Annotated in this window: 24 protein-coding genes; 18 read left to right on the top strand and 6 right to left on the bottom strand. The window is 65.9% G+C overall.

Translation table 11 applies throughout. From position 1 onward, the window contains the following. Window positions 1-6 precede the first annotated feature (6 nt). Both EV675_RS15735 and EV675_RS15730 read right to left on the bottom strand, forming a co-directional pair. A complete protein-coding gene (locus EV675_RS15735; protein ID WP_003153636.1) occupies window positions 7-582 on the bottom strand; it encodes a PIN domain-containing protein in 576 nt (191 codons plus the stop codon). Continuing rightward, on the bottom strand, window positions 579-1,049 hold the full coding sequence (locus tag EV675_RS15730; RefSeq protein WP_003050245.1) for a helix-turn-helix domain-containing protein: 471 nt from the start codon (window positions 1,047-1,049) through the stop codon (window positions 579-581). Before EV675_RS15730 ends, EV675_RS15735 begins: the two co-directional genes overlap by 4 nt. A gap of 203 nt (window positions 1,050-1,252) precedes the next feature. Here EV675_RS15730 and EV675_RS15725 point away from each other — a divergent pair, with 203 nt between their 5' ends. From EV675_RS15725 to EV675_RS15650, 16 genes are all read left to right on the top strand, one after another. Continuing rightward, window positions 1,253-1,636 carry an integrative conjugative element protein, RAQPRD family gene (locus EV675_RS15725; protein ID WP_003090167.1) on the top strand — a complete coding sequence of 128 codons (384 nt, stop codon included), beginning with the start codon at window positions 1,253-1,255 and terminating at the stop codon, window positions 1,634-1,636. Then, window positions 1,633-1,866 (top strand): TIGR03758 family integrating conjugative element protein, encoded by a 234-nt coding sequence (locus EV675_RS15720; RefSeq protein WP_003050225.1) that lies wholly within the window; start codon window positions 1,633-1,635, stop codon window positions 1,864-1,866. The genes EV675_RS15725 and EV675_RS15720 overlap by 4 nt, the downstream gene beginning before the upstream one ends. 16 nt (window positions 1,867-1,882) lie before the next feature. Then, entirely contained in the window at window positions 1,883-2,242 is a 360-nt protein-coding gene (locus tag EV675_RS15715; protein ID WP_003153634.1) for a TIGR03745 family integrating conjugative element membrane protein, read from the top strand. 12 nt (window positions 2,243-2,254) lie between these two features. Next, window positions 2,255-2,653 carry a TIGR03750 family conjugal transfer protein gene (locus EV675_RS15710; RefSeq protein WP_003153632.1) on the top strand — a complete coding sequence of 133 codons (399 nt, stop codon included), beginning with the start codon at window positions 2,255-2,257 and terminating at the stop codon, window positions 2,651-2,653. Beyond that, window positions 2,650-3,342 (top strand): PFL_4703 family integrating conjugative element protein, encoded by a 693-nt coding sequence (locus EV675_RS15705; protein ID WP_004350603.1) that lies wholly within the window; start codon window positions 2,650-2,652, stop codon window positions 3,340-3,342. The genes EV675_RS15710 and EV675_RS15705 overlap by 4 nt, the downstream gene beginning before the upstream one ends. Continuing rightward, a complete protein-coding gene (locus tag EV675_RS15700; protein WP_004350604.1) occupies window positions 3,339-4,250 on the top strand; it encodes a TIGR03749 family integrating conjugative element protein in 912 nt (303 codons plus the stop codon). Before EV675_RS15705 ends, EV675_RS15700 begins: the two co-directional genes overlap by 4 nt. Further along, window positions 4,240-5,658: a TIGR03752 family integrating conjugative element protein gene (locus EV675_RS15695; RefSeq protein WP_004350605.1), complete on the top strand. Its 1,419-nt coding sequence runs from the start codon at window positions 4,240-4,242 to the stop codon at window positions 5,656-5,658. The genes EV675_RS15700 and EV675_RS15695 overlap by 11 nt, the downstream gene beginning before the upstream one ends. After that, the gene (locus EV675_RS15690; RefSeq protein WP_003149753.1) at window positions 5,639-6,079 is read left to right on the top strand and encodes a TIGR03751 family conjugal transfer lipoprotein; all 441 of its coding nucleotides are present in this window, start codon (window positions 5,639-5,641) and stop codon (window positions 6,077-6,079) included. The genes EV675_RS15695 and EV675_RS15690 overlap by 20 nt, the downstream gene beginning before the upstream one ends. Next, window positions 6,079-8,970, top strand: coding sequence for a conjugative transfer ATPase (locus EV675_RS15685; protein ID WP_011516996.1), 2,892 nt, complete (start codon window positions 6,079-6,081; stop codon window positions 8,968-8,970). Before EV675_RS15690 ends, EV675_RS15685 begins: the two co-directional genes overlap by 1 nt. Window positions 8,971-8,994: 24 nt before the next feature. Continuing rightward, window positions 8,995-9,759 carry a DsbA family protein gene (locus EV675_RS15680; RefSeq protein ID WP_130358237.1) on the top strand — a complete coding sequence of 255 codons (765 nt, stop codon included), beginning with the start codon at window positions 8,995-8,997 and terminating at the stop codon, window positions 9,757-9,759. A 175-nt stretch (window positions 9,760-9,934) separates the two neighbouring features. Next, window positions 9,935-10,429: a RadC family protein gene (gene radC, locus EV675_RS15675; protein WP_003149760.1), complete on the top strand. Its 495-nt coding sequence runs from the start codon at window positions 9,935-9,937 to the stop codon at window positions 10,427-10,429. A 164-nt stretch (window positions 10,430-10,593) separates the two neighbouring features. Further along, a complete protein-coding gene (locus tag EV675_RS15670; RefSeq protein ID WP_004350615.1) occupies window positions 10,594-11,040 on the top strand; it encodes a TIGR03757 family integrating conjugative element protein in 447 nt (148 codons plus the stop codon). Continuing rightward, window positions 11,037-11,987, top strand: coding sequence for a TIGR03756 family integrating conjugative element protein (locus EV675_RS15665; protein WP_004350617.1), 951 nt, complete (start codon window positions 11,037-11,039; stop codon window positions 11,985-11,987). Before EV675_RS15670 ends, EV675_RS15665 begins: the two co-directional genes overlap by 4 nt. Before the next feature lie 9 nt (window positions 11,988-11,996). After that, window positions 11,997-13,391: an integrating conjugative element protein gene (locus tag EV675_RS15660; RefSeq protein WP_003149765.1), complete on the top strand. Its 1,395-nt coding sequence runs from the start codon at window positions 11,997-11,999 to the stop codon at window positions 13,389-13,391. Further along, the gene (locus tag EV675_RS15655) at window positions 13,388-13,744 is read left to right on the top strand and encodes a hypothetical protein (protein WP_003149767.1); all 357 of its coding nucleotides are present in this window, start codon (window positions 13,388-13,390) and stop codon (window positions 13,742-13,744) included. Before EV675_RS15660 ends, EV675_RS15655 begins: the two co-directional genes overlap by 4 nt. Before the next feature lie 15 nt (window positions 13,745-13,759). Continuing rightward, window positions 13,760-15,307 carry a conjugal transfer protein TraG N-terminal domain-containing protein gene (locus tag EV675_RS15650; protein ID WP_004350620.1) on the top strand — a complete coding sequence of 516 codons (1,548 nt, stop codon included), beginning with the start codon at window positions 13,760-13,762 and terminating at the stop codon, window positions 15,305-15,307. 15 nt (window positions 15,308-15,322) lie between these two features. Here the strand turns inward: EV675_RS15650 and EV675_RS15645 are convergent, their stop codons facing one another. From EV675_RS15645 to EV675_RS15635, 3 genes are all read right to left on the bottom strand, one after another. Next, window positions 15,323-15,682, bottom strand: a complete 360-nt coding sequence (locus EV675_RS15645) for a DUF3742 family protein (RefSeq protein ID WP_003149770.1) — start codon at window positions 15,680-15,682, stop codon at window positions 15,323-15,325. A gap of 73 nt (window positions 15,683-15,755) precedes the next feature. Continuing rightward, window positions 15,756-16,388 carry an RES family NAD+ phosphorylase gene (locus EV675_RS15640; protein ID WP_003149772.1) on the bottom strand — a complete coding sequence of 211 codons (633 nt, stop codon included), beginning with the start codon at window positions 16,386-16,388 and terminating at the stop codon, window positions 15,756-15,758. Between the two features lie 12 nt (window positions 16,389-16,400). Further along, complete coding sequence (locus tag EV675_RS15635; protein WP_003149774.1) at window positions 16,401-17,027, bottom strand: hypothetical protein; 627 nt, start codon at window positions 17,025-17,027, stop codon at window positions 16,401-16,403. A 315-nt stretch (window positions 17,028-17,342) separates the two neighbouring features. Here EV675_RS15635 and mobH point away from each other — a divergent pair, with 315 nt between their 5' ends. Then, a complete protein-coding gene (mobH, locus tag EV675_RS15630) occupies window positions 17,343-19,235 on the top strand; it encodes a MobH family relaxase (RefSeq protein ID WP_004350623.1) in 1,893 nt (630 codons plus the stop codon). Between the two features lie 47 nt (window positions 19,236-19,282). Here the strand turns inward: mobH and EV675_RS15625 are convergent, their stop codons facing one another. After that, window positions 19,283-20,278: an AraC family transcriptional regulator gene (locus tag EV675_RS15625; protein WP_004350625.1), complete on the bottom strand. Its 996-nt coding sequence runs from the start codon at window positions 20,276-20,278 to the stop codon at window positions 19,283-19,285. A gap of 411 nt (window positions 20,279-20,689) precedes the next feature. Between EV675_RS15625 and EV675_RS15620 the strand changes: the two genes are divergently transcribed. Next, window positions 20,690-21,484 (top strand): crotonase/enoyl-CoA hydratase family protein, encoded by a 795-nt coding sequence (locus EV675_RS15620; RefSeq protein WP_004350627.1) that lies wholly within the window; start codon window positions 20,690-20,692, stop codon window positions 21,482-21,484. Window positions 21,485-21,522 lie beyond the last annotated feature (38 nt).

Here is a 21,522-nt window from a genome sequence, read left to right as displayed (position 1 = left end):
GGCGGGTCAGAGAATGGTGCGATAGGTCGCCAGCACCTTGGTCGTTTGCACAAGGCCTTGGCGCAGCAGGATTTCGAGATAGCGGTCCACATCGATCGGCGGATGCTTGAGTTGGGCACGCTGGCGCTGCGCAGCCGACACTACGGCGGCCGCATCCAGATCCAGCAGGTTGTCCACAAACTCATCGGGGTGCTGCGATTCGATGCCGTACGGAGCCAGCAGATCGTTCGGGAAATCACGTTCGTTGAACGTCACAATCACGCTCGCACCGCAGCGAATCGCCGCAGCCAGGACGTGCCGATCGTTCGGATCGGGTAATGTCAGGCCTGCCACGAGCGCTTCGTAGCCCTCCACCAAGCCGTCCGGAATGGCCCTGTCCATGAGATCCGACGTCCTGTCGACCTGAACCCGGGTGAGATCGGGGCGGTTGATCAACAGATTGCGTTTCCACTCCTCATGAATGGCTTGGCTCCACCGCGCCCGGAAGCGGCCAGACAGGCCGAGCCACATCAGGAAATCCCGCAGTGGCGCGGGATATAGAACGCACGCGTCGTAGACGGCGGTGAATGGGGAATGCCTCATTCGTATCCCATTCCCAACTCTTGCGACTGCTGAGCGAGTTCGGCCATCGCCTGCTCACTGGCGCGCTCGCGCGCTTCCTTGTACTGCATCAGATCGGCGAACCTCACCCTGCGGTGCTTGCCGGTGCGATGAAATGCCAACACCCCATCTTCTAGCAGCTTGACGAAATGGGGACGGGACACGTTGAGCAAGTCCGCCGCCTCTTGGGTCGTCAGCTCTGCATGGACGGGCACCACCTTTACTGCATTGCCATCGGCCAACTCGGCCAGGATGTCGACCAGCAGGCGTAAAGCCGAGGTAGGCAGTTCCACCTGATGAGCCTGTTTGTGGTCATCAAAGATCTGGATGTGCTGCGTCTCGAACTGGGTTGCGAGGTAAGCCGCCAAGGCACGTTGACCCTGGACGGCTGCCTTAACCTCTCCCGCGGCGGGAAGGGTCATCTTGGATTGGGCAGTGGCGGTGGTCATGGGTAGCTCCTAAGCGAAAACGGTTGCAGAGCCGATCATATTCGAAACACTCGAAAAACGCAATAATCGAAACTCCACCCGGGCTTTTGTAGGTTCGCTCGCGGTATGCCCAATCCGGTCGTCCGCCAGTTCCTATTGTTTGCGGCCTAAAACAGCCCTGATCTCCACGATCACCCCATTGCTGATCACACAGGAATGGCGCGATGGTGGCTTCGATCTGGCTGCGCGCCGCGCATCGCGGCGTGCCCACTTTTCTCGTGACGGCCCTCCTGCTGGGTCAGTCCCAGATGGCCTTGGCCGAGTCTCCGGCACAGCGCCAGGAGCTGGTCGCCGCACTGCGCCAGCTCGACGCGCTGGAGCGCACCGTCGCGGACAGCGCCGCGCATGCCCCCATCCAGCCGGGCGAGCGCTACCACTTCGACTACCCGCGGCTGCTGGCTGACCTGGCGCGCGTTCGCGCCGGCATCCAGTTTCACCTGACGCCATCGCGCGCTCAGCCGCGCGACCCCTCCGAACTGGCCGGCGACTACCGCACCGAGCGGGCGGCCGAGCCGCTGCCGGCGACGACTGCGGGGGGCAAGCAATGAACGGCGCCCAGGTCTCGGCATTTCAAGCCAACAGCGGCATCGCGCCTTCCGCAATGGCGACCGTCCTGGTCGGCGTCGTGTTCGCGGTCCTGCTCGTGTGGGGCGTCTGGGCCATCCGAACGGCCTACGTGGGGTGGTCCGAGAGCCGCCTCAACCAGCGCCAGTTCCTCGGCGTCTGCATCCGCTTCGTCGCGATGTACCTCGTCCTGAGTTTCTTCCTTCTGTCCTGACCTGAAAGGCCCGACCATGCACAACCGCATCCTCACTTCCCGTCTCGCCCAGCGCGCCGCCATGGCCCTGGGCGCCGCCGCGCTGCCCGCGCTGTCGTTCGCGCAAGGCCTGCCGCAGTTGGAGAACCCGACGCGCGGCACCGGCAACGGCATCATGGAGACGATCCGCAACTACGGCTACGACATCATCATGCTCGTGGCCCTGCTGGTGGTGGCGTCGATGTTCATCGGCGTCTGCTACCACGCCTACGGAACCTACGCGGAGATCCACACCGGCCGCAAGACGTGGGGCCAATTCGGCCTCACGGTCGCCATCGGCGCCGTGTTGCTCGTGATCGGCATCTGGCTGCTCACCGAAGCCACGGGCATCCTGTAAGGCGAGGCCGGTATGTCCGAGCAGCAGCACGTCCGTGCGGACGGGACGGTCACGTTCCTTCCGCACCGGCTCAACCGCCATCCCGTTGTCGTGCGCGGCCTCACCGCCGACGAGCTGTGGATCTGCTGCGGCCTGTCCGGCGCCGCCGGCCTGCTGGTCGGCGCGCCGCTTTCGTGGGTGTTCCGCACGATCGCCATCGCACCGACGTTCGTTGTCCTGGGCGTGGCCTTGGGCGTGTTCATCGGCGGCGGCATCCTGCGCCGCCTCAAGCGTGGGCGCCCCGACACCTGGCTTTATCGGCAGTTGCAGTGGCGCATCGCAACGGGCCATCCGCTGATGGCCGGCTGGGTGGGCGGCCACGTGCTGATCTCGCGCTCGGGCTTCTGGTCCACCCGCAGGAGCATGCGATGAGTCGCTTCAAGAACGAGATCGCCCACCTGCAGGCGCACATCAAGACCTTGCGCCTGGGCGCGGGCGCGCTGGTCATTGTCGCCCTGGTCATGGGCGGCGGCTGGTGGAGCGCGCCGCGCGACCTGACCATCCACGTCCCGCCCGACCTGCGCTCTGGCAGTACCCGCAAGTGGTGGGAAGTGCCGCCCGAATCGGTCTATGCGTTCACGTTCTACGTGTTCCAGACGCTGAACCGCTGGCCGACCAATGGCGAAGAAGACTACTCGCGCAACCTCCACACGCTCTCGCCGTACCTCACCCCGTCCTGCCAGGCCTTCCTTCGCGCGGACTACGACTACCGCCGCTCCACCGGCGAGCTACGCCAGCGCGTGCGCGGCATCTACGAGATTCCCGGCCGCGGCTATGGCGACGACCCCACGGCGCGCGTGCGCACCGTGTCCGATCGCGACTGGGTGGTGACGCTGGACATCACGGCGGACGAGTACTACGGCGCCGAGCAGGTCAAGCGCGCCCTGGTGCGTTATCCGATCAAGGTCACGCGGGTGGACGTCGATCCCGCCCGCAACCCGTTCGGCCTGGCGCTGGACTGCTACGAAGGCGCGCCCCAGCGCATCAGTGCACCGGAGCCGGCGCGCCCGGCGTCGAGTGGCCTGTCTCCGCAAGCGCCTCAAGGAGGAAACACCCCATGAAGCATCCTGTACTCGCGCTGCTGGGGCTACTGGCCGTGGCCGCGGCACCCGTCGCCCAGGCGGTGGAGATCCTGCGTTGGGAACGCATGCCACTGGCAGTGCCGCTGAAGGTCGGTCAGGAACGCATCGTGTTCATCGACCGGAACGTGCGCGTGGGCGTGCCCGCGGGCGTGGGCGAACGCCTGCGCGTGCAGAGTGCGGGTGGCGCGGTGTACCTGCGCGCCAGCGAGCCGATCGAGCCCACGCGGTTGCAACTGCAGGACGCCGACACGGGCGCGCTGATCCTGCTGGACATCGCAGCCGAACCGCCCAAGGACGGGGAAGCCGAGCTGGAGCCGGTGCGCATCGTCGAGGGTGACAGCGCACCGGGACGCTATGGCGAGCAGGCCGACAGTGCCGAGGCCCCGGCACGCGCCCAGGGCCAGGCAGGTGCGCGGACCGCGCGGCGCGAAACTCCGGTCCCTGTCGTGCTGACGCGCTTCGCCGCGCAGAACCTCTACGCACCGCTGCGCACCGTCGAGCCGCTTCCGGGCGTCATGCGGGTCAACCTGCCCCGCGACCTCGACCTGGACACACTGATGCCAACGCTGCCGGTGCGCGCGGTCGCGCTCGCGTCGTGGCGCCTGGAAGACCAATGGGTGACTGCCGTGCGCCTTACCAACACCGGCGCCGACTGGGTCGCGCTCGACCCGCGCGTGCTGCAAGGCGATTTCCTCACCGCCACCTTCCAGCACGAGGCGCTGGGCCCGCGCGGCACGCCCGAGGACACGACCGTCCTCTACCTGGTCACGGGCGGCCGCGGCCTCGCGCAGTCGCTGCTGCCGGCGATTCACCGCTTCGACCCTGCCGTGCATCTGCCGCAGCCGGACGGCGACGAGAACGCCAAGGAGGCCCGCCATGCGCAGTAACGGCCTGCTCAAGTGGCTGATGATCCCTGTCGCCATCCTGGTGCTGTTCGTCGGTATCCGGCTGTTCTCGGGTGGAGGCAGCACGGCGCCACCCGCGGCGGACAACGGCGCCCAGCTCACGCCCGAGGAAATGAAGGCGCTGGGCATCGAAGGCGACACCCCGCGCGACACCGTGGCGACGCTCGTTGCCCAAGTGAAGCAGTTGCGCACCGAGCTTCAGACCGCGCTCTCGGACAACAAGTCGCAGCGTGAAGAGAACCAGCGACTGCGCCAGCGCGAGAACTCCATCGACCAGCGCATCAACTCGGCGCTCGAATCCGAGCGGTCCAACCTGCGCCGCGACCAGGAGCAGGCGGCCAGCGCGCGCCAGCAGACCGAAGGGCTGCTCGCCGACCTGCAGCGGCGCCTGGACAGCATCGGCGGGCGCGGCGGCGGCCATGCGGACCTGCCCGTGGGCCTGGGGCTGCAGGGCGGCGACGAGGCCGGCATGGAGGGCGGCGTGCGGTGGGTCGAGCCGGACGACGCAAAGCCCGCCGAGGGGCGCAACGGCGGTCGTGGCGCGAGCGGCGGAATGAGCTTCCCCACGAGCTTCGGCCCGGCGCAGAGCACGCTCGAAACCACCGCGGAAACCGTGGCCAACGCGGGCGCCCGCGCCTCTGGGGTCAAGAGTGCCAAGCCGGTCTATACCGTGCCGACCAACTCCACGCTCATGGGTTCGGTCGCCATGACCGCGCTGATCGGCCGCGTGCCGATCGACGGCACGGTCAACGATCCCTATCCGTTCAAAGTCCTGGTCGGGCCGGACAACCTGACCGCCAATGGCATCGACATTCCCGACGTGGCCGGCGCCGTGTTCAGCGGCACCGCATCGGGCGACTGGACGCTTTCGTGCGTGCGCGGCCAGGTGCGCAGCATCACGTTCGTCTTCAACGACGGCACGATCCGCACGATCCCCGAAGACCGCGAGGGCAACCAGCAGAACAACCAGCAACGCGACGGCTTGGGCTGGATCAGCGACCCGCACGGCATCCCCTGCGTCAGCGGCGAGCGGCGCAGCAACGCCCAGCAGTACCTCGGCTCGCAGGCCCTGATCACCGCGGCCGGTGCCGGCGTGGCCTCGCTCATCGAGAGCGACAGCGGCCGCATGTCCTATGTCGGCTCGGACGGCTCCATCGGCACCGTGGGCATCACCGGCCAGGAAGCGGTCGGCCAGATTCTCGCGGGCGGTGTCCGGGACATGTCGGCCTGGGTCAACAAGCTCTACGGCCAGGCGTTCGCCGCCGTCTATGTGCAGCCCGGCGCCAAGGTCGCCGTCCACCTCGAAAAACCGCTCGCCATCGACTTCGATCCCGAAGGCCGCAAGGTCGATCACCGCGCAGGAGAAAGCCATGCTCTCGAACTCGATTAAGGGCCTGGTGCTGGCCCTCGCCGTCGCGGTGCTCGGCGGCTGCGCCACCAGCAAGGAAAAGCTGCTGACCCACGGTGACCGCACGATGATGGACATCTGGCAGCAGGAGGCCGGCGACGGCGGTGGCGCAGCCGGACGGAACGCCGGCCGCCAGCTGCTCGATGCGCGCCAGAGCCTGCGTCGGCCCCTGACCGACGCCGACGTGCAGGCCGCACCTGTCGAGCAGATGCGCTACACGCGCACCGCGCGCAATGAGGTCCACCGCCAGTTCCAGCGCCTGCCCAATCCCGATCTCGTGATGTACGTGTACCCGCATCTGGCCGGCACCGATCCCGTGCCGGTGCCCGGCTACACGACCGTCTTCCCGCTCTACCAGCGCATCCAGTACGCGATGCCGGGCGAGCGCGTGGAGGACTACTGATGCGGTGGAAACTCCCATGGCCGAAGCTGGCCGGCGCCGGCTCCAGTAGCCCGGCTAGCGATGAGCAGCCGGACAGCTGGCAGCGCCACGTCGAGGCCTTGCGCCAGGCCGGCATCCCCGAACCCGGTTCGGCAGTCCACGGCCGCAAGCCAGCGACCGTGGCCGACGAGCAGGCGCTGTACGACGTTGCGCCGTCCTTCGTGGAACTGCTGCCCTGGGTGGAGTTCTTGCCCGGGTCGAAATCGATGCTCCTGGAGGATGGCCAATCGGTGGCGGCGTTCTACGAACTGGTGCCGCTGGGCACCGAAGGCCGGGAACCCGGCTGGCTCGCGCATGCCCGCGACGCCCTGGAAAACGCGCTTCAGGACAGTTTCGATGAACTGGACGAGAACCCGTGGGTGCTCCAGCTCTATGCCCAGGACGAACCGAGCTTCGACCAGTACATGCAGACCTTGCGCGATTACGTGCAGCCACGTGCGCGCGGCTCGGCGTTCACCGAGTTCTACTTGCGCTTCTTCGGCCACCACCTGCGCGCTGTGGCCAAGCCCGGCGGCCTGTTCGAGGACACGGTGGTTACGCGGCTGCGCTGGCGCGGGCAGACGCGGCGTGTGCGCATGGTGGTGTACCGCCGCGCGAGCGGACAGGGACAGGCAAACCGCCGCGGCCAGACACCCGAGCAGATGCTGGGCATCGTCTGCGACCGCCTATGCGGCGGCCTGGCGAACGCCGGCATCCAGGCCCGGCGCATGGTTGCAGCGGACGTTCACGACTGGCTGCTGCGATGGTTCAACCCGCGCCCCACGCTGCTCGGCCCTGGGGTGGAGGACCGGGAGCGCTTCTACGCGTTGGCGCGCTATCCGGACAGTACCGAGGAAAGCGAGGCCGGCGAGATCGAGTTGGCGAGCGGGCGGGATTTCAGCCAGCGGCTGTTCTTTGGGCAGCCGCGCTCGGACGTGGCGCAAGGGGCCTGGTACTTCGACGGCATGCCGCACCGCGTGCTGATCACCGACCGGCTGCGCATGCCGCCCGGCACCGGGCACCTGACCGGCGAGACCCGCAAGGGAGACGCGATCAACACGCTATTCGATCAGATGCCCGAGGACACCTTGATGTGTCTCACCATGGTGGCCACGCCGCAGGACGTCCTCGAATCGGACCTCAACCATCTGGCGAAGAAAGCTGTGGGCGAGACGCTGGCGTCGGAGCAGACGCTCAAGGACGTGCATGAAGCCCGCTCCCTGATCGGCAGCGCGCACAAGCTCTACCGGGGCACTCTGGCGTTCTACCTACGCGGGCGCGACGAGGCGGAACTGGATCGGCGCGGCCTGGACCTCGCGAACGTGATGCTCAACGCCGGCCTGCAGCCGGTGCGCGAGGACGACGAGGTGGCGCCGCTCAACAGCTACCTGCGCTGGCTGCCGTGCTGCTACAACCCCGGCAAGGACCGGCGCCGGTGGTACACGCAACTGATGTTCGCCCAGCACGCGGCGAACCTGTCGCCGGTGTGGGGCCGCGCCCAGGGCACGGGGCACCCCGGCATCACGATGTTCAATCGCGGAGGCGGCCCGATTACGTTTGACCCCTTGAACAGGTTGGATCGGCAGATGAATGCCCATCTGTTCCTGTTCGGTCCCACGGGCTCGGGCAAGAGCGCCACGCTCAACAACCTGCTGAACCAGGTCACCGCGATCTATCGGCCGCGCCTCTTCATCGTGGAAGCCGGCAACAGCTTCGGCTTGTTCAGCGACTTCGCCAGGCGCCTGGGGCTGACCGTGAACCGGGTCAAGCTGGCACCCGGCTCGGGCATCAGCCTGGCGCCGTTCGCCGACGCACGCCGGCTGATCGAAACGCCCAGCGACGTGCAGACGCTCGATGCCGATGCACTGGACGAAGACCTGCCACCGGATGCCTCGGCCATGGAGGCGGACGAGCAGCGCGACGTGCTGGGCGAGCTGGAGATCACGGCACGGCTGATGATCACGGGCGGCGAAGACAAGGAAGAAGCGCGGATGACGCGGGCCGACCGCTCGCTGATCCGCCAGTGCATCCTCGACGCGGCCGAACATTGCGTGGCAGAGAAGCGCACTGTGCTCACGCGCGATGTGCGCAATGCGCTGCGCACCCGCGGCCAGGACCCGACGTTGCCCGAGATGCGGCGCGTGCGGCTGCTGGAGATGGCGGACGCGATGGACATGTTCTGCCAAGGCACGGACGGCGAGATGTTCGACCGCGACGGCACGCCGTGGCCCGAGGCCGACATCACGCTGGTCGATCTGGCGACCTACGCCCGCGAGGGCTACAACGCGCAGCTCTCGATCGCGTACATCAGCCTCATCAGCACGGTGAACAACATCGCGGAGCGTGACCAGTATCTCGGCCGCCCGATCATCAACGTGACCGACGAAGGCCACGTGATCACCAAGAACCCGCTGCTCGCGCCGTATACCGTGAAAATTACAAAAATGTGGCGCAAGCTGGGGGCCTGGTACTGGCTAGCTACACAAAATATTGACGACCTACCGCGCGCCGCGGAGCCGATGCTCAACATGATCGAGTGGTGGATCTGCCTGTCGATGCCCCCCGATGAAGTGGAGAAGATCGCGCGGTTCCGCGAACTGAGCCAAGCGCAGAAAGCGCTGATGCTCTCGGCACGCAAGGAAGCGGGCAAGTTCACCGAGGGCGTCATCCTCTCCAAGAGCATGGAGGTGCTCTTCCGCGCCGTGCCGCCGAGCCTGTATCTCGCGCTCGCGCAGACCGAACCCGAAGAGAAGGCCGAGCGCTACCAGCTCATGCAGCAGCACGGCGTCAGCGAGTTGGATGCCGCCTTCAAGGTGGCCGAGAAGATCGACCGGGCACGCGGCATCGAGTCGCCGGCCCTGGACCTGCCCTGAATCTGCCGTACACCGGAGAACGCCATGGAACAGAAACGCCCATCCATTCCGATGCAGGTCCAGGCGTTCCGTCGTCGGCGCTGGCAGTTCCGCTGGCCCTGGGCATTGGCCGCGGTGCTGGTTGCGCTGCTGCTGATCTGGCTCGTGTCACGTTCGCCAGGCGGGTCCACACCTCAGACTTCGGCGCCAGTCAGCGACACGCAGGTGGCTCGGCCTCCGTGGCAGATGGGCAATCCGGAAGGGCGTTTCACGCTGACGCTCTACGCGGACCTCGAATGCCCGTTCTGCCGGTCCTATTTTCCAGTGCTCAAGCGTTGGGTGGCCGGCAATGCGGACGTGACCTTGCAATGGCACCACCTGCCGTTGGCCGCGCATGAGCCAGCCGCGTCCGCCGAAGCGCGCCTGGCGGAATGCGCGGGCGAAGCCGGCAGCCATGCCGCCTTTTGGCAGGCCGTCGAATGGGTCTATGCCCACACGCGGAGCGACGGCCAGGGCTTGCCTGAAGGGCTGCGCTACCCCGACCTCACTCCAGCGATCGAGCAGTGTCTGGCGAGCGAGCGGCCCGATGCACCGATCCGCGCCCAGACGGCGGAAGCCACGAACAGCGGCGTGATCGCCACGCCATCGCTGCGGCTGCACGATCGCGAAACCGGCAAGGCGATCCTGCTGCAGGGCCCGATCGAGGGCGATGCCTTGCTGTCGGCCATGGACATGCTCGCGGCCGGCGATCCCGCCGCCATACCCACATCGGAAATGCCTGCCGACGTCGTCGGCGACATGCCCAGGTAGCCCCGGTCTTCAAGGCTACGGCGCAGTCCGCTGCGCTGACCGCAACCCGTTCGCCTCGCATCCTGGCCGCGAACGATCACCGCCACCGCGGTGATGGATGCACCTTGTTCGTTCCCCAGGAGGGCTTGCCCTCCCCGGGCGCGCGCCCTCCGATCTCACCATTTGGAGGTTCGCCATGTCTTTCGTCGTCAATGACTCCTGCCTGGAGTCGCTTTCCGCCATCGCTGCCCAGCACGAGGACTGGATCATCCAGCAAGCCATTGCGCTGCTGGAGAAGCGGGTTTTCAAAGCGGGTCCGAAACTCCTCGACCCCACGGCCGTGCGCGACTACCTGCGCGTGAAGCTGGTGGCCGAGCCCAACGAAATATTCGTCGCTGTGTTCCTGGACAGCATGCACCAGGTACTGGCCTACGAGCCGCTGTTCAGGGGCACGATCAACGCGACTTCGGTCTATCCGCGTGTCGTTGTGCAGCGTGTTCTGCAGTTGAATGCGGCCGCGGTGGTCTTCGCGCACCAGCACCCCTCGGGCATTTCCGAGCCGTCGAGCGCGGATCGCATGCTGACCCAGCAACTGCAGGCCGCGCTGGCGCTCATCGATGTGCGGGTACTGGACCACATCATCGTCGGCCAGGGTGCCCCGTTCTCCTTTGCGGAGTCCGGCCTGCTGTAAGGGTTGTACTGCTTCGTTGATCAGCGCGGAGGCTTCGGCCTCCGCATTTTTCTGCGCGGCGACACAAGCAGGTATGCGGGGTGGCCGCGATGCGCATTGTTTGTTGGGGCCGCATGGGGTTCGGCGTTTGACTATGGCCCTGATCAACTTCCGGGGTGCAAGACATGCCAGGAGCTTTTACCCGGTTCGCACCAGGCTGGCGAACCCTTGGCCTGGCCATCGTGCTGCCGGCGTCGTTCGCGGCATTCAGCCCGGCCGCGTTCGCCGCCGACGTGGTGGTCGTCACCGACAGCCGCCACCCGGTCAAGACCATGGGCGGCGAGCGGCTGATCGAGCTGGACCGGGCATCCGGGCTCGAAGCAGAGCTTTCCGCAGATCTGCCAGCCGACCCCGAGCGCGCAGCAGCCATCGTCCGGCAACGCCTGAACCAAGGCGGCACCGACCTTCAGCGCCGCATTGGCACCGCCTACCAGGGCATCACCGACGCATGGAGTTTGGGTGTCACGACCATCCCGGCCGTCGTGGTGGACCAACGCTATGTGGTCTATGGCGAGCCTGACGTGGCCCGGGCCGTGTCCTGCATCGAGCAGCACCGGAGGAGGCAACCGTGACCTATCGCCCATTCGACCTGCTGCGCCGCCTGCGCGTCGCCGTGGCCTCGCTGCTGCTGGTCAGCGCCACGGGCAGCTACGCCCTGAACACCGTCACCATCGTGTCCTCCGTCATGTCGCCGGACTGCCTGGAGTACCGGGTGGTGGGCATCTGCTACTGGCTGTATTGCACCTATGGCGGCTGCTCGGTGCGCACGTCCACCAAGGTCCGGCACTACGTCCCCGATGCGGTCGTCTCCAGCTACAGCAACACCGGAGAGAACCCCTGGGTCGAAGTGCGAGCGATGAGCATGCCGAACGCCTCGGCCCAGGCAGGCGGCGACGGCACCACCAACGAAGACCACGAAAACAACCTCGCCAAATTCAAGAACGCCGATGTCATCGGCCATCCCGGCGGCGAGGTGTTCAACCAGTTCGCCTCGTCCTCGGGCTATTTTTGCCAAGGCGCGGGAACGGCCTTCATGCCGTATCTGCTCAGCACCTTGGACACGCTGGCCTGGCGCTACAACGTGCCCGAGATGGCCTACCCGGAGGCGCTGATCCCGGGCCGGCGCGAGGTCGGTGCGCGCACCACGATGAACCTCTGGGGCAATGTCTATCCGCGCGGCGGCTTCCTGCACCAGACCGACGACCACAAATCCGGGGCGGTCGTGGCTCAGCGCGCCGGTGACGTCGTCACGCGGCGCGGGCAGTTGCACGTGTACCAGCCGCTGCTCGCCAACGCGCGTGATGGCTACTGGCCGGCCGGCGCGCTGATGGAAGGTGATGCCTCGACCGGCAAGTGGCAGGAACTGACGCCGCGCCTGTCGAACACCTGCGTGGTGTTCCCCCACAGCGGCACGCTGACCCAAGCCCAGCAAGGCGACTACGCGTGGGCGCTGTGGCGTCCGTATGCGTGCTGCGAACGCCGGGGCCAGGTGTTCCTCGGCAGCGTCGATTTCCTCTGAGGTGCCACGATGAAGCGTCCTGAACCGAAGAACCTGTCCACCAAGGCGTGCCGCCTGCTGCGCCCGACGGCACTGGCCGGCACGCTCGCCCTGGTCTGCGGCCTGGCGTGGGCACAGGTCGGATACCAGAACAGCGGCCCCGTCATTGGCGATGACGTCATGTACTCGATCGGCGGCGGCAGCGCGGTGTCCATGGGCCGCGCGGCCGGCATGCGCTCCATCGGGGTCGGTGTGGGGTGGAACAGCAACCTGATCTGCGGCGACATGAGCATCCAGACCACGCTGCGCAATCAGCTCAACGGCATCACGAACGGCTTTCAGCAGATCATGAGCAACGTAATCCAGAGCGCCACCAGCGCGGTAGCGTCCCTGCCGGCGCTGATCATTCAGCGCGCCGATCCGGGCCTGTACAACCTGCTGACCAACGGCGTGCTGCAGGCGCGGCTGGACTTCGACCGCTCCAAGCTGACGTGCCGCGCCATGGCGGAGAAGATGGCCGAGACAGCGGGTGGCCAGCTTGGCTGGAGCCAGATGGCCGAAGGCATGGCCTTGCGTGACGCGGTTGGCAGCAACGATGCCGTGTCGGCCGTCGAGCAGGCCGAGACGCGCCGCGGCAACGACGGCGTGCCCTGGGTGGGTGGCAGCAATGCTGGTGGCGCAGGCCAGTCCGCCATCCGGGTGGTCGGCGACGTCACCCGCGCGGGCTACAACCTGGTCAACGGTCGTGGCGTGACGGACACATCCTCCATCGCGTCCGCCAGTTGTGCGAGCCTGTCCTGCCAGACCTGGACGTCGCCGCAGCAGGCGACCGAATGGGCCACGCGGGTCCTCGGAGAGCAGGTGCAGCGCACCTGCGACTCCTGCACCAAGACCGAGACGGTGCCCGGCGTCGGGCTGACGCCGCTGATCCAGGAAGAGTACGAGGCGAAGCTGGAGGTCCTTCAGGAGCTGGTTTCCGGCACGCGCACTACCACCTTTGAGAACCTGCGCGAGGCTGGCAGCACGTCGCTGCCAATCACGCGTGGCGTGATCGAGGCGCTGCGCGACGAGCCGGACCAGGACCTTCTGGCGCGGCGCCTCGCGTCGGAGGTGGCGCTGTCGTCGGTGCTGGAAAAAGCGCTGCTGCTCCAGCGCACGCTGCTCACGGGCAAGAAGGAGCCCAACGTCGCAGCCAACGAACTCGCGGTCAAGGCCGTGAACCACGAGAGCGACACGCTCGACCGGGAGATCCGCAACCTGAAGACGGAGCTGGAGCTTCGGCGCGAGCTGGCAAACAACTCACCGATGGCCATCATCCAGCGGCACGGTACGCGCGCGGCAGGCTCGCGCGGCATCTACGAGGGTGATCCGGTACCCGACCGCCTCGACCAGTTGCAGAAGGGCAATCCAGGAGCCAGGCCATGAGCGCGGCGCGCATGACTTGGCGCCCCTTGCGCTGGCTGTTCAGCCGGCGCGCGGCGAAGGCGCTGCTGTGGACGGTGCTGATCGTTGCCGCCGCGGTCGCGGCCAACATCGCCGGCATCTACCTGGTCGGCAGCGTTGCCGGCTGGGAGCGGTGGCTCGCCGCCGCTGCGGGTTACTTATTCGTGTGGCGGCTGTGTCTATACGGGGCGACGGTGTACGGGTGGATCTGGATGCGCCGCCGGCTGCTGGTACGTGAGGACGACGCCCAGGCGCGGCACCGCCTGGTGCGCACCGAGATCGCAGGCGTCGTCGCCATCGTGGCGCTGGAAGCCAGCCTGTTGATGCAGGGCTGAGAGGAGATTCGGGCCATGACTCTGTTCACGACCGACTACCTGGAGTATTACCTTACGCTGGTGTCCTGGATCGTCAACAACGGCATCTGGGCCGTGCTGGTATCCAGCGGCGTCTTCGCGCTGCCTTTCGTGGCGATCATCGTGCAGGAGTGGTTGAAGGCCCGTGCAGAAGGCGCCGACGAGGGCAATAAAGGCGTGCTGAGCGCCGCCCGCATCGAGAACCGGGTCTTCGTCGCCATCGTGGTGGTGATGTTCGCGGGCATCCCGTTCATCGACGTGGACCTCAACACCATCCAGTACGACAGCTCGCGCTCGGCGCAATGCCAGGTCAGTGTGCCGCAGCCCTCGAATACCGGCTGGTCGCAATCTTTCAGCACCATCAACAACCAGTCGGCGAAGGTGCCGGTGTGGTGGGCGTTCATGCACGCGCTCTCGCGCGCCGTCACGGGCGCTTCAGTGGCAGCGATCCCGTGCGGCACGGACCTGCGGCAGATGCGCATGGAGATCGACGCGACTCGCATTGACGACCCAGTGTTGGCTCAGGAAGTAGCGGATTTCTCGCGGGATTGCTATGGGGCTGCGCGGGCGAAATTGTTCATGCAGCGGCCTCAACTCGATGAGCAGCAGCTGCACGACGTAACCTGGATCGGCTCACGCTTCTTCACGGACACGAACGGCTACTACGACACATACCGTTCCAGCACCCCGCGCGAGGACTGGCCCTATGACAGCACGCGCGACGCAGGGCTTGCGCAGGTGGCCAGCGGCGGCGGCTATCCGACCTGCAGGCAATGGTGGGCCGATGGCAGCAATGGACTGCGGGCACGCTTGCTGGGTCAGGTGGACCCGAGCCTGCTCAATCGCCTGGCGGGCTGGGCTGGCTTCCTGAGCCGTGCCGAGGTGGACGATTCGGTGATCCGCGCGATCGCGTCACCGCGACAGCAGAAGCTGAACCAAGGCAGCGTCTATACGGACTACGGTGGCCAGATCGAAATGACCGACCCAAACATCATCACCCGGGCGGCGGCCGACGTAGGACTGGCGGTAGGCTCGCTGGGCTACTTCCCCTCCATGGATGCAATGCGCCAGGCTCTTCCGATGGTGCTGGCGCTCTTGAAGATGGCGCTGGTTGTCTGCATTCCGGTGGTGCTCATGGTTAGCACCTACAACCTGAAAACACTCGTGACGGTCAGCGTGGTGCAGTTTGCGCTGTTCTTCGTGGATTTCTGGTTCCAACTCGCGCGCTGGATCGACAGCACCATTCTGGACGCGCTCTACGGATGGGGCTGGGGATGGAACCGGCCGCATACGAATTTCGATCCGGTCATGGGCCTCAACAATGCCTTCGGAGACATGCTGTTGAATTTCGTCATGGCGACGATGTTCATCGTGCTGCCCTTGTTCTGGGTAACCGCCTTGGGATGGGCGGGCTACGCCGTGGGGGGCATGTTGCAAGGGCTTGCTGCTGGTACGGCAGGCGCCAAAGCGGCCGGCGGCAAAGCCGCCGACATGGCCTTTGGCGGCGCTATGAAGTGGGCATCGACACCCAGCAAGAGGAAGTAGTGCCTTGCTTCTTCGCTAGGTCTCATCAGATGGATCATGTGAATCTATCCGATACTCATCGTGGGTATAGAGGCCAAAACCGGCGTGCCCGTGCCGCCACTCTGGTTCGGGCGGCTCCCATTCGACGGTATCGTGCCCCCGGGCCACAAACACCAGCGCGACCAGCAGCAACGCCAGCCAGAAAGCAACGTAGAGCAGCAGCCCCAGGACAGCCAGTTTGCCGGCCCACAGCAGCGCGGCGGCGGCAGCCAACGGCACACCCTTGGACACCAACCAGTTCGACGCCCGACGTTCGCTGCGCGCATAGGCGCGCCACCCGCGGCCAAGGGCGCGGCCGAGGCGTTCCGCAGTGCTGATGCGGGTCGTGGTGCTCATGGTCGTCTCCTGCTACTGAGGGATGCCTATTCCAATTTGGTCCATTTCATTCTGCTGCGGGCTTCAAAGTGCTTCATGACGCTTCGTCATCCGGTTCCACCGGGCCGGGGTCAGGCTCCACGTCGACGCGATACGTGGCAACGAAGTGCGGCCAGTCCACATGGTCCACCAGGTCGATGTCATCGACAACGCCTACCTTTGCTGCCGCACGCTCGAACAGGGCGATGCTCTTGGCGGGATAGTTGTTGCGCGACGGATAGAGCACCCCGTCGAACAGCGCTTGGCCGTCGTCTCCGAGAATTGCATGCACCTGGGCGGACACTTGCTGCGTGTGCGTGTAGTCGCGGCTGGCCAACTGCTCCAGGTTCAGGCCGAAGTAGCCCGCCATGACGCCCGGCGCCGTGAGGTCGGCCAAGAGCACATCGTCCATCACGCCTACTGCGCGCACCATCCGGGCCTGGACTTCTTTCAGCGCGATCGAGCGCTTCGTGTCCGCAAGCCACTGGTGCTTATGAAACACCGACTCCATCAGCGCCGTGGGCAGGTCGCGCCCCAGGTAGAGCACGCCGTAGGCCCGCGCCGGGTCATCGTAGCGATTGGTGCTGCTGCGGCCATAGTACAGCGGGCTGCCCCGATAGACGACGCGGCTCACATGCTGGAGCAGTTCACCGGCATCGATCAGGAACGAAGGCAGCTCGTGGCTCATGGCGATCTCGCTTCAATGCACCTGAACGCCCAGTACGTTGAACACGGCATCGGCCACGTCATCGATCGTGCTGTGCGTCACCGCATCCACCGGCGAGCGGCCGCCCAAGCCTTCGAGCGGTTCGGACAGCGCGCGGTAGATCGTCCAGGGGTCGATGCCCTCGACCTCCTGAAGCACGGTTTGGGTCAACTGCTGCTTTACCGGGTCGAGCTGCCAGTCGGGCAGCTTCTGACCGCGCGGCCCCACGTTCAGCGCCAACAGCCGACGGGCGAGGATGTCCTTGTAGATCTGCTGGCGCGACTTGTCCGCCAGCTTGGCGTACTCGGGGATCGGCAGGTTATGCGGCTGGTTGAAGGCTTCCAGCAACACGGCGCGGCCTCGCTGGACGTCGGTTTCAGTCGGTGCCCAGCGCGTTTCGGTGCGCAGCGCGGCCGCCTTGCGTGCCAGGGCCTGCCCCACCGTCTCTCCGTCCAAGTTGGCGGGCAGCTTCACCGCCTCCACGCGCTCGTGAATGAAAGCCTGCAACTCGGCCGCGAAAGCCGGCGCATCCCGGATTTCGACGGTATCCGCGAAGCGGCGCACATCCTCCACCGTGACGCGCGGCAGGCGATCGGCAATGAATTCAATGGCATTGGGCATGGTGATCTCCCAGGCAGGTTTGAGACAGGATTCACTCTAGTCTCTATTGTCGCTTTTGTCAACTTTGTCGCCTTTCGAGAACCTGCCCGGCGGAAGCGGCGTCCACTCAGCATAGAGCGCGACCAGCACCGGCTCGCCGTCCAATCCATTCCACCGAGTTCCCCATTGACGCTGGAATCGCATCCCGTGCCCCGCTATACCGAAACGGTGAAAGGCCAGAGGGCCGAAATGGCAAGGGAACGGGGTGCAAGGGGAAAGGCCCTACCTCGAAAAGGCCAAAAGGCCTCCCGATCGGCCCGTCATCAGGACACCCACATGCTTTCCCTGTTCCAGCGAAAACGGCCCGCGGTCGCTACCGCTCCAACGCCACCACCCGCATCCGACCTCCCGAAAGGGTTGATGCGGCCCGAGTCGGCCGCATCGCTGCTGGCCACCCCGCGTCGGCAGAAGCTGCTGGAGCACATCTGGCAGCGCACGTCTCTGTCGCGCAAGCAGTTCGCCGTCCTGTACCGCGCGCCGCTGGAGCGCTACGCCGAACTGGTTCAGGCCTTCCCGGCTTCCGAATCGCATCATCATGCGTACCCGGGCGGGATGCTCGACCATGGCCTGGAGATCGTTGCCTATGCCCTCAAGCTGCGGCAGTCCCATCTGCTTCCCATCGGCGCAAGCCCCGAGGACCAAGCTGCGCAGGCTGAAGCCTGGACTGCTGCGGTCGCCTATGCCGCGTTGTTGCACGACATCGGCAAGATCGCCGTCGATCTGCACGTCGAACTGGCCGATGGCTCGCTGTGGCACCCGTGGTACGGTCCGCTGCACCAGCCGTACCGCTTCCGCTACCGCGACGATCGCGAATACCGCCTGCACAGCGCGGCGACGGGCTTGCTCTACCGCCAACTGCTGGACACCCAACTCCTGGACTGGCTCAGTGACTATCGCGACCTGTGGGGACCGCTGCTCTACGTCCTGGCCGGCCAGTACGAGCATGCCGGTGTGCTGGGCGAACTCGTGGTGCAGGCCGACCGCGCCTCCGTGGCCCAGGAACTGGGCGGCGATCCGGCGCGCGCCATGGCCGCGCCCAAGCACGCGCTGCAACGCAAGCTGCTTGACGGGTTGCGCTACCTGCTCAAGGAAGAGTTGAAGTTGAATCAGCCCGAGGCCTCCGATGGCTGGCTCACCGAGGATGCCTTGTGGCTGGTGAGCAAGACGGTCTCGGACAAGCTGCGCGCGCACCTGTTATCGCAGGGCATCGATGGCATCCCTGCGAACAACACCGCCGTCTTCAACGTGCTGCAGGACCACGGCATGTTGCAGCCCACACTGGACGGGAAGGCGGTCTGGCGGGCGACCGTGACCAGCAACGCCGGCTGGACCCACTCATTCACGCTGCTGCGCCTCGCACCTGCGCTGATCTGGGAGGCTGGCGAGCGACCGGCGCCGTTCGCCGGGACGGTAGCGATCGACACGTCACCTGTCGAGAAGCACGCCGCTGCGGCATCGTCGCCGGAGGTCGCGGCGAAACCGACCCCAGGAGGTCAGGAATCGCCGCCATGGGAAGGCGGCAGCGCTGCTGACCCAATTATCGCCCCCCTGGCTGAGGCCATGCCCGACGTCATGGAGGATCTGCTGACGATGGTAGGAATGGGCGATTCGTCCGCCACACAGCAGGATGAGTCAACCATCCCCACCGAACTCTCTGCCACACGCCCTGAAGCACCACCACCATCGATCGTGGCATCTTCACCCTCATCACCGGCGCCCGCGGCCACACCAGCAGCGACAACGGTGCAGCCATCTGGCGAGCACTTCATGGCATGGCTGAAACAGGGGATTGCCTCGCGTCGGCTCATCATCAATGACGCGAAGGCACTCGTGCATACCGTCAGCGATACCGCATACTTGGTCAGCCCAGGAGTGTTCCAGCGATACGCTCAAGAGCATCCGCAGTTGGCAGCCATTGCCCGCCAGGAAAAACTGGAGCCGTGGCAGTGGGCACAAAAGCGCTTCGAGAAGCTGGCCGCGCACCGCAAGCAGGCCAGCGGCCTGAACATCTGGACTTGTCACGTCTCAGGGCCGCGCAAATCGCGGCAGTTGCACGGCTACCTGTTGACGCAGCCCGGTGCGTTGTTCGAGCGAGTGCCGCCCAACAACCCCTACTTGTGCCTCTTCAACGAGGAGGCGGGGCGTGAAGTCTCGCTGGCTGCGAAATGAGGATATCCAGTGGGCGCGGTCCGGATGCCCGCTCTTCGGTGCACAGGTCAGAGCGTAACCCCATGGGAAATGCCCTGCTGCGCCGCCCGGTATCGTCCGGGGGTCATACCCGTCCAGTGGCGGAACGCGCGGTGGAAGACGGCAGGGGCACTGAAGCCCAAAGCATCGGATATCTCCTCCAGTGAGCTGTCGTTGCGCACAAGGTGGAGGATGGCCAGATCCCTGCGCAACTCATCCTTGATGCCCTGGAACGACAGCCCTTCCTGCTGCAGCTTGCGCATCAATGTCCGCGAGGACATGTGCAGCCGGCTGGAAACATCGTCCAGCGTCCGTCCGAGATCCACATGCAGCAGCTCACGCACCTTCAGCCGGAGGGCGTGCTGGTGGTAGGAGGTGAAAATCCAGTCGCGCGGCGCCCGCTCCAGGAAGCTGCGCGCGTCGGACGCGCTGCGTTTCGGCCGGACCTTTGCGAGTTCGGCGTGAAAGGTGATCTGAGAGAGGGGTCCGCAGAAATCGATCGGGGCCGGAAACAGGATCGAATAGTCGGCTGCAAATGATGGGCGTGGAAAAGCGAAGGCCACACTGCGCACCGGGACCTCTCGGCCGGCGAGCCATGACACGATGCCGTGCGTCAGCTTCAGCATCAGTGCGTGCCCGAATCGGTTCCCCCCCGCTTTGGAAGACCGCGGGACAAGTTCCAAGCGCAAGGAGGCGTCTGCCTTCGTGAGACTCAGCCTGTAGTCGTCCAGCAGCAGGTTCCAGACCTGCGTGAAGCGATACAGCGCTACCTCGATGCTTGGCGCGTCCATGACCGCTCGGACGATGTACTTCAAAGCGCCGGTCCGTATGGGCCGGCTCCACAGTCCCATCATTTCATCGCCGGTGGCAGCGGCGCTTCGTCGGTACAGCCCGACCAGTTGATCGTGCGTCAGACGCGAGCCGGGGTGGCTGATGAATGCCTTCACGATGCCGGCCTGCTGCAGGCAGCGATCCAGGGCCTGGTCCGAGCACAGCGAGCGCAGGCTGCGCAGCAGGTCCTCCACCAGATCGCATGAGACCGTGGCCGCCGCGACGGCATTTGGGCTCGCAGGAAGTCCTCTTGGCGGCCTGACGAGATTGTCAGTTTTTGCAAATTTCACGGCGCTATTGGCAATTGAGCCCAGCATCCCCGGTAAGTAATCTACGGGCATGGAAAAGGTAAAGGCCCCTCAATAGTATCGGCTGCGAGGTTCGACCGCGATTCCGGCGGTCTCTCTGCACTTCGCGCCCAGGCCAGGCTCAGTGCGCAAGAATTGGCAACATTGGCATAGATCCTCGGCCTTGAACGGATGGTCCGCTTCAGTGCGGGCCATGCCGTCACCGCAGCGGCGAGGCGGCCGATGCCTGCCGGACCGAGCATATCGACCTGCCCGCCGCAGACCACCATGTTCATGACCCACTGCAAGGAGAACTTCATGTCCGAGCCCATTCTGCTGACCTCCGAACAAGACAACATCGGCATCGTCACGCTCAACATGGCGCACAAGCGCAACGCGCTCAATGAGGAAGCGATCGCCGCCATCGACGCCTATTTCTCAGCGGTGCCCAGCCACATCCGGGCCATCCTCCTGACGGCCAAGGGCGATCACTTCTGTGCCGGCCTGGACCTCAAGGAACATCACGACAAGGCACGCAGCGGCGTCGAGTTCATGCGCGTCTGCCAGGGCTGGCACCGCGCGTTCGACAAGATCCAGCATGGCGGCATTCCCGTGGTCGCCTGCCTGCAGGGAGCGGTCGTGGGCGGCGGGCTGGAACTGGCCAGCGCAGCCCACGTGCGCGTTGCCGACAGCCGCACCTTCTTCGCACTGCCCGAGGGCACCCGAGGCATCTTCACGGGCGGCGGCGCCACGGTGCGCACTGCGCGGATCATCTCCGCCCCTCGCATGGTGGAGATGATGCTCACCGGACGGGTCCTCGATGCGCGGGAGGGCCGCGAACTGGGTTTGGCCCACTACGTATGCGACATCGCGAAAGGCGACACGCCCGCACCCGAGTTCGCCCTGACCCTCGCAAAGAAGATCGCGGGCAATGCGCCCCTTTCAAACTACGCCATCGTCAGCGCCATCAGCCGCATCGCCGACATGTCGGCCACGGACGGGCTGTTCACCGAGGGGCTGGTGATGGCCATGATCCAGCAGGGTGACGATGTGCAGGAGCGCCTGGGCGATTTCGTGAACAAGAAGGCGCACAAGGTCCAACTGAATGCTTGATCTTCAAGACGCGCGCTACCGGCCTCGGCCAGCGATGC

The sequence above is a fragment of the Pigmentiphaga kullae genome, from assembly GCF_004216695.1.
Lineage (GTDB): Bacteria > Pseudomonadota > Gammaproteobacteria > Burkholderiales > Burkholderiaceae_B > Pigmentiphaga > Pigmentiphaga kullae.
Note: the sequence above shows the minus strand (reverse complement) of the source record. Positions and strands in the feature narration are given on the sequence as shown.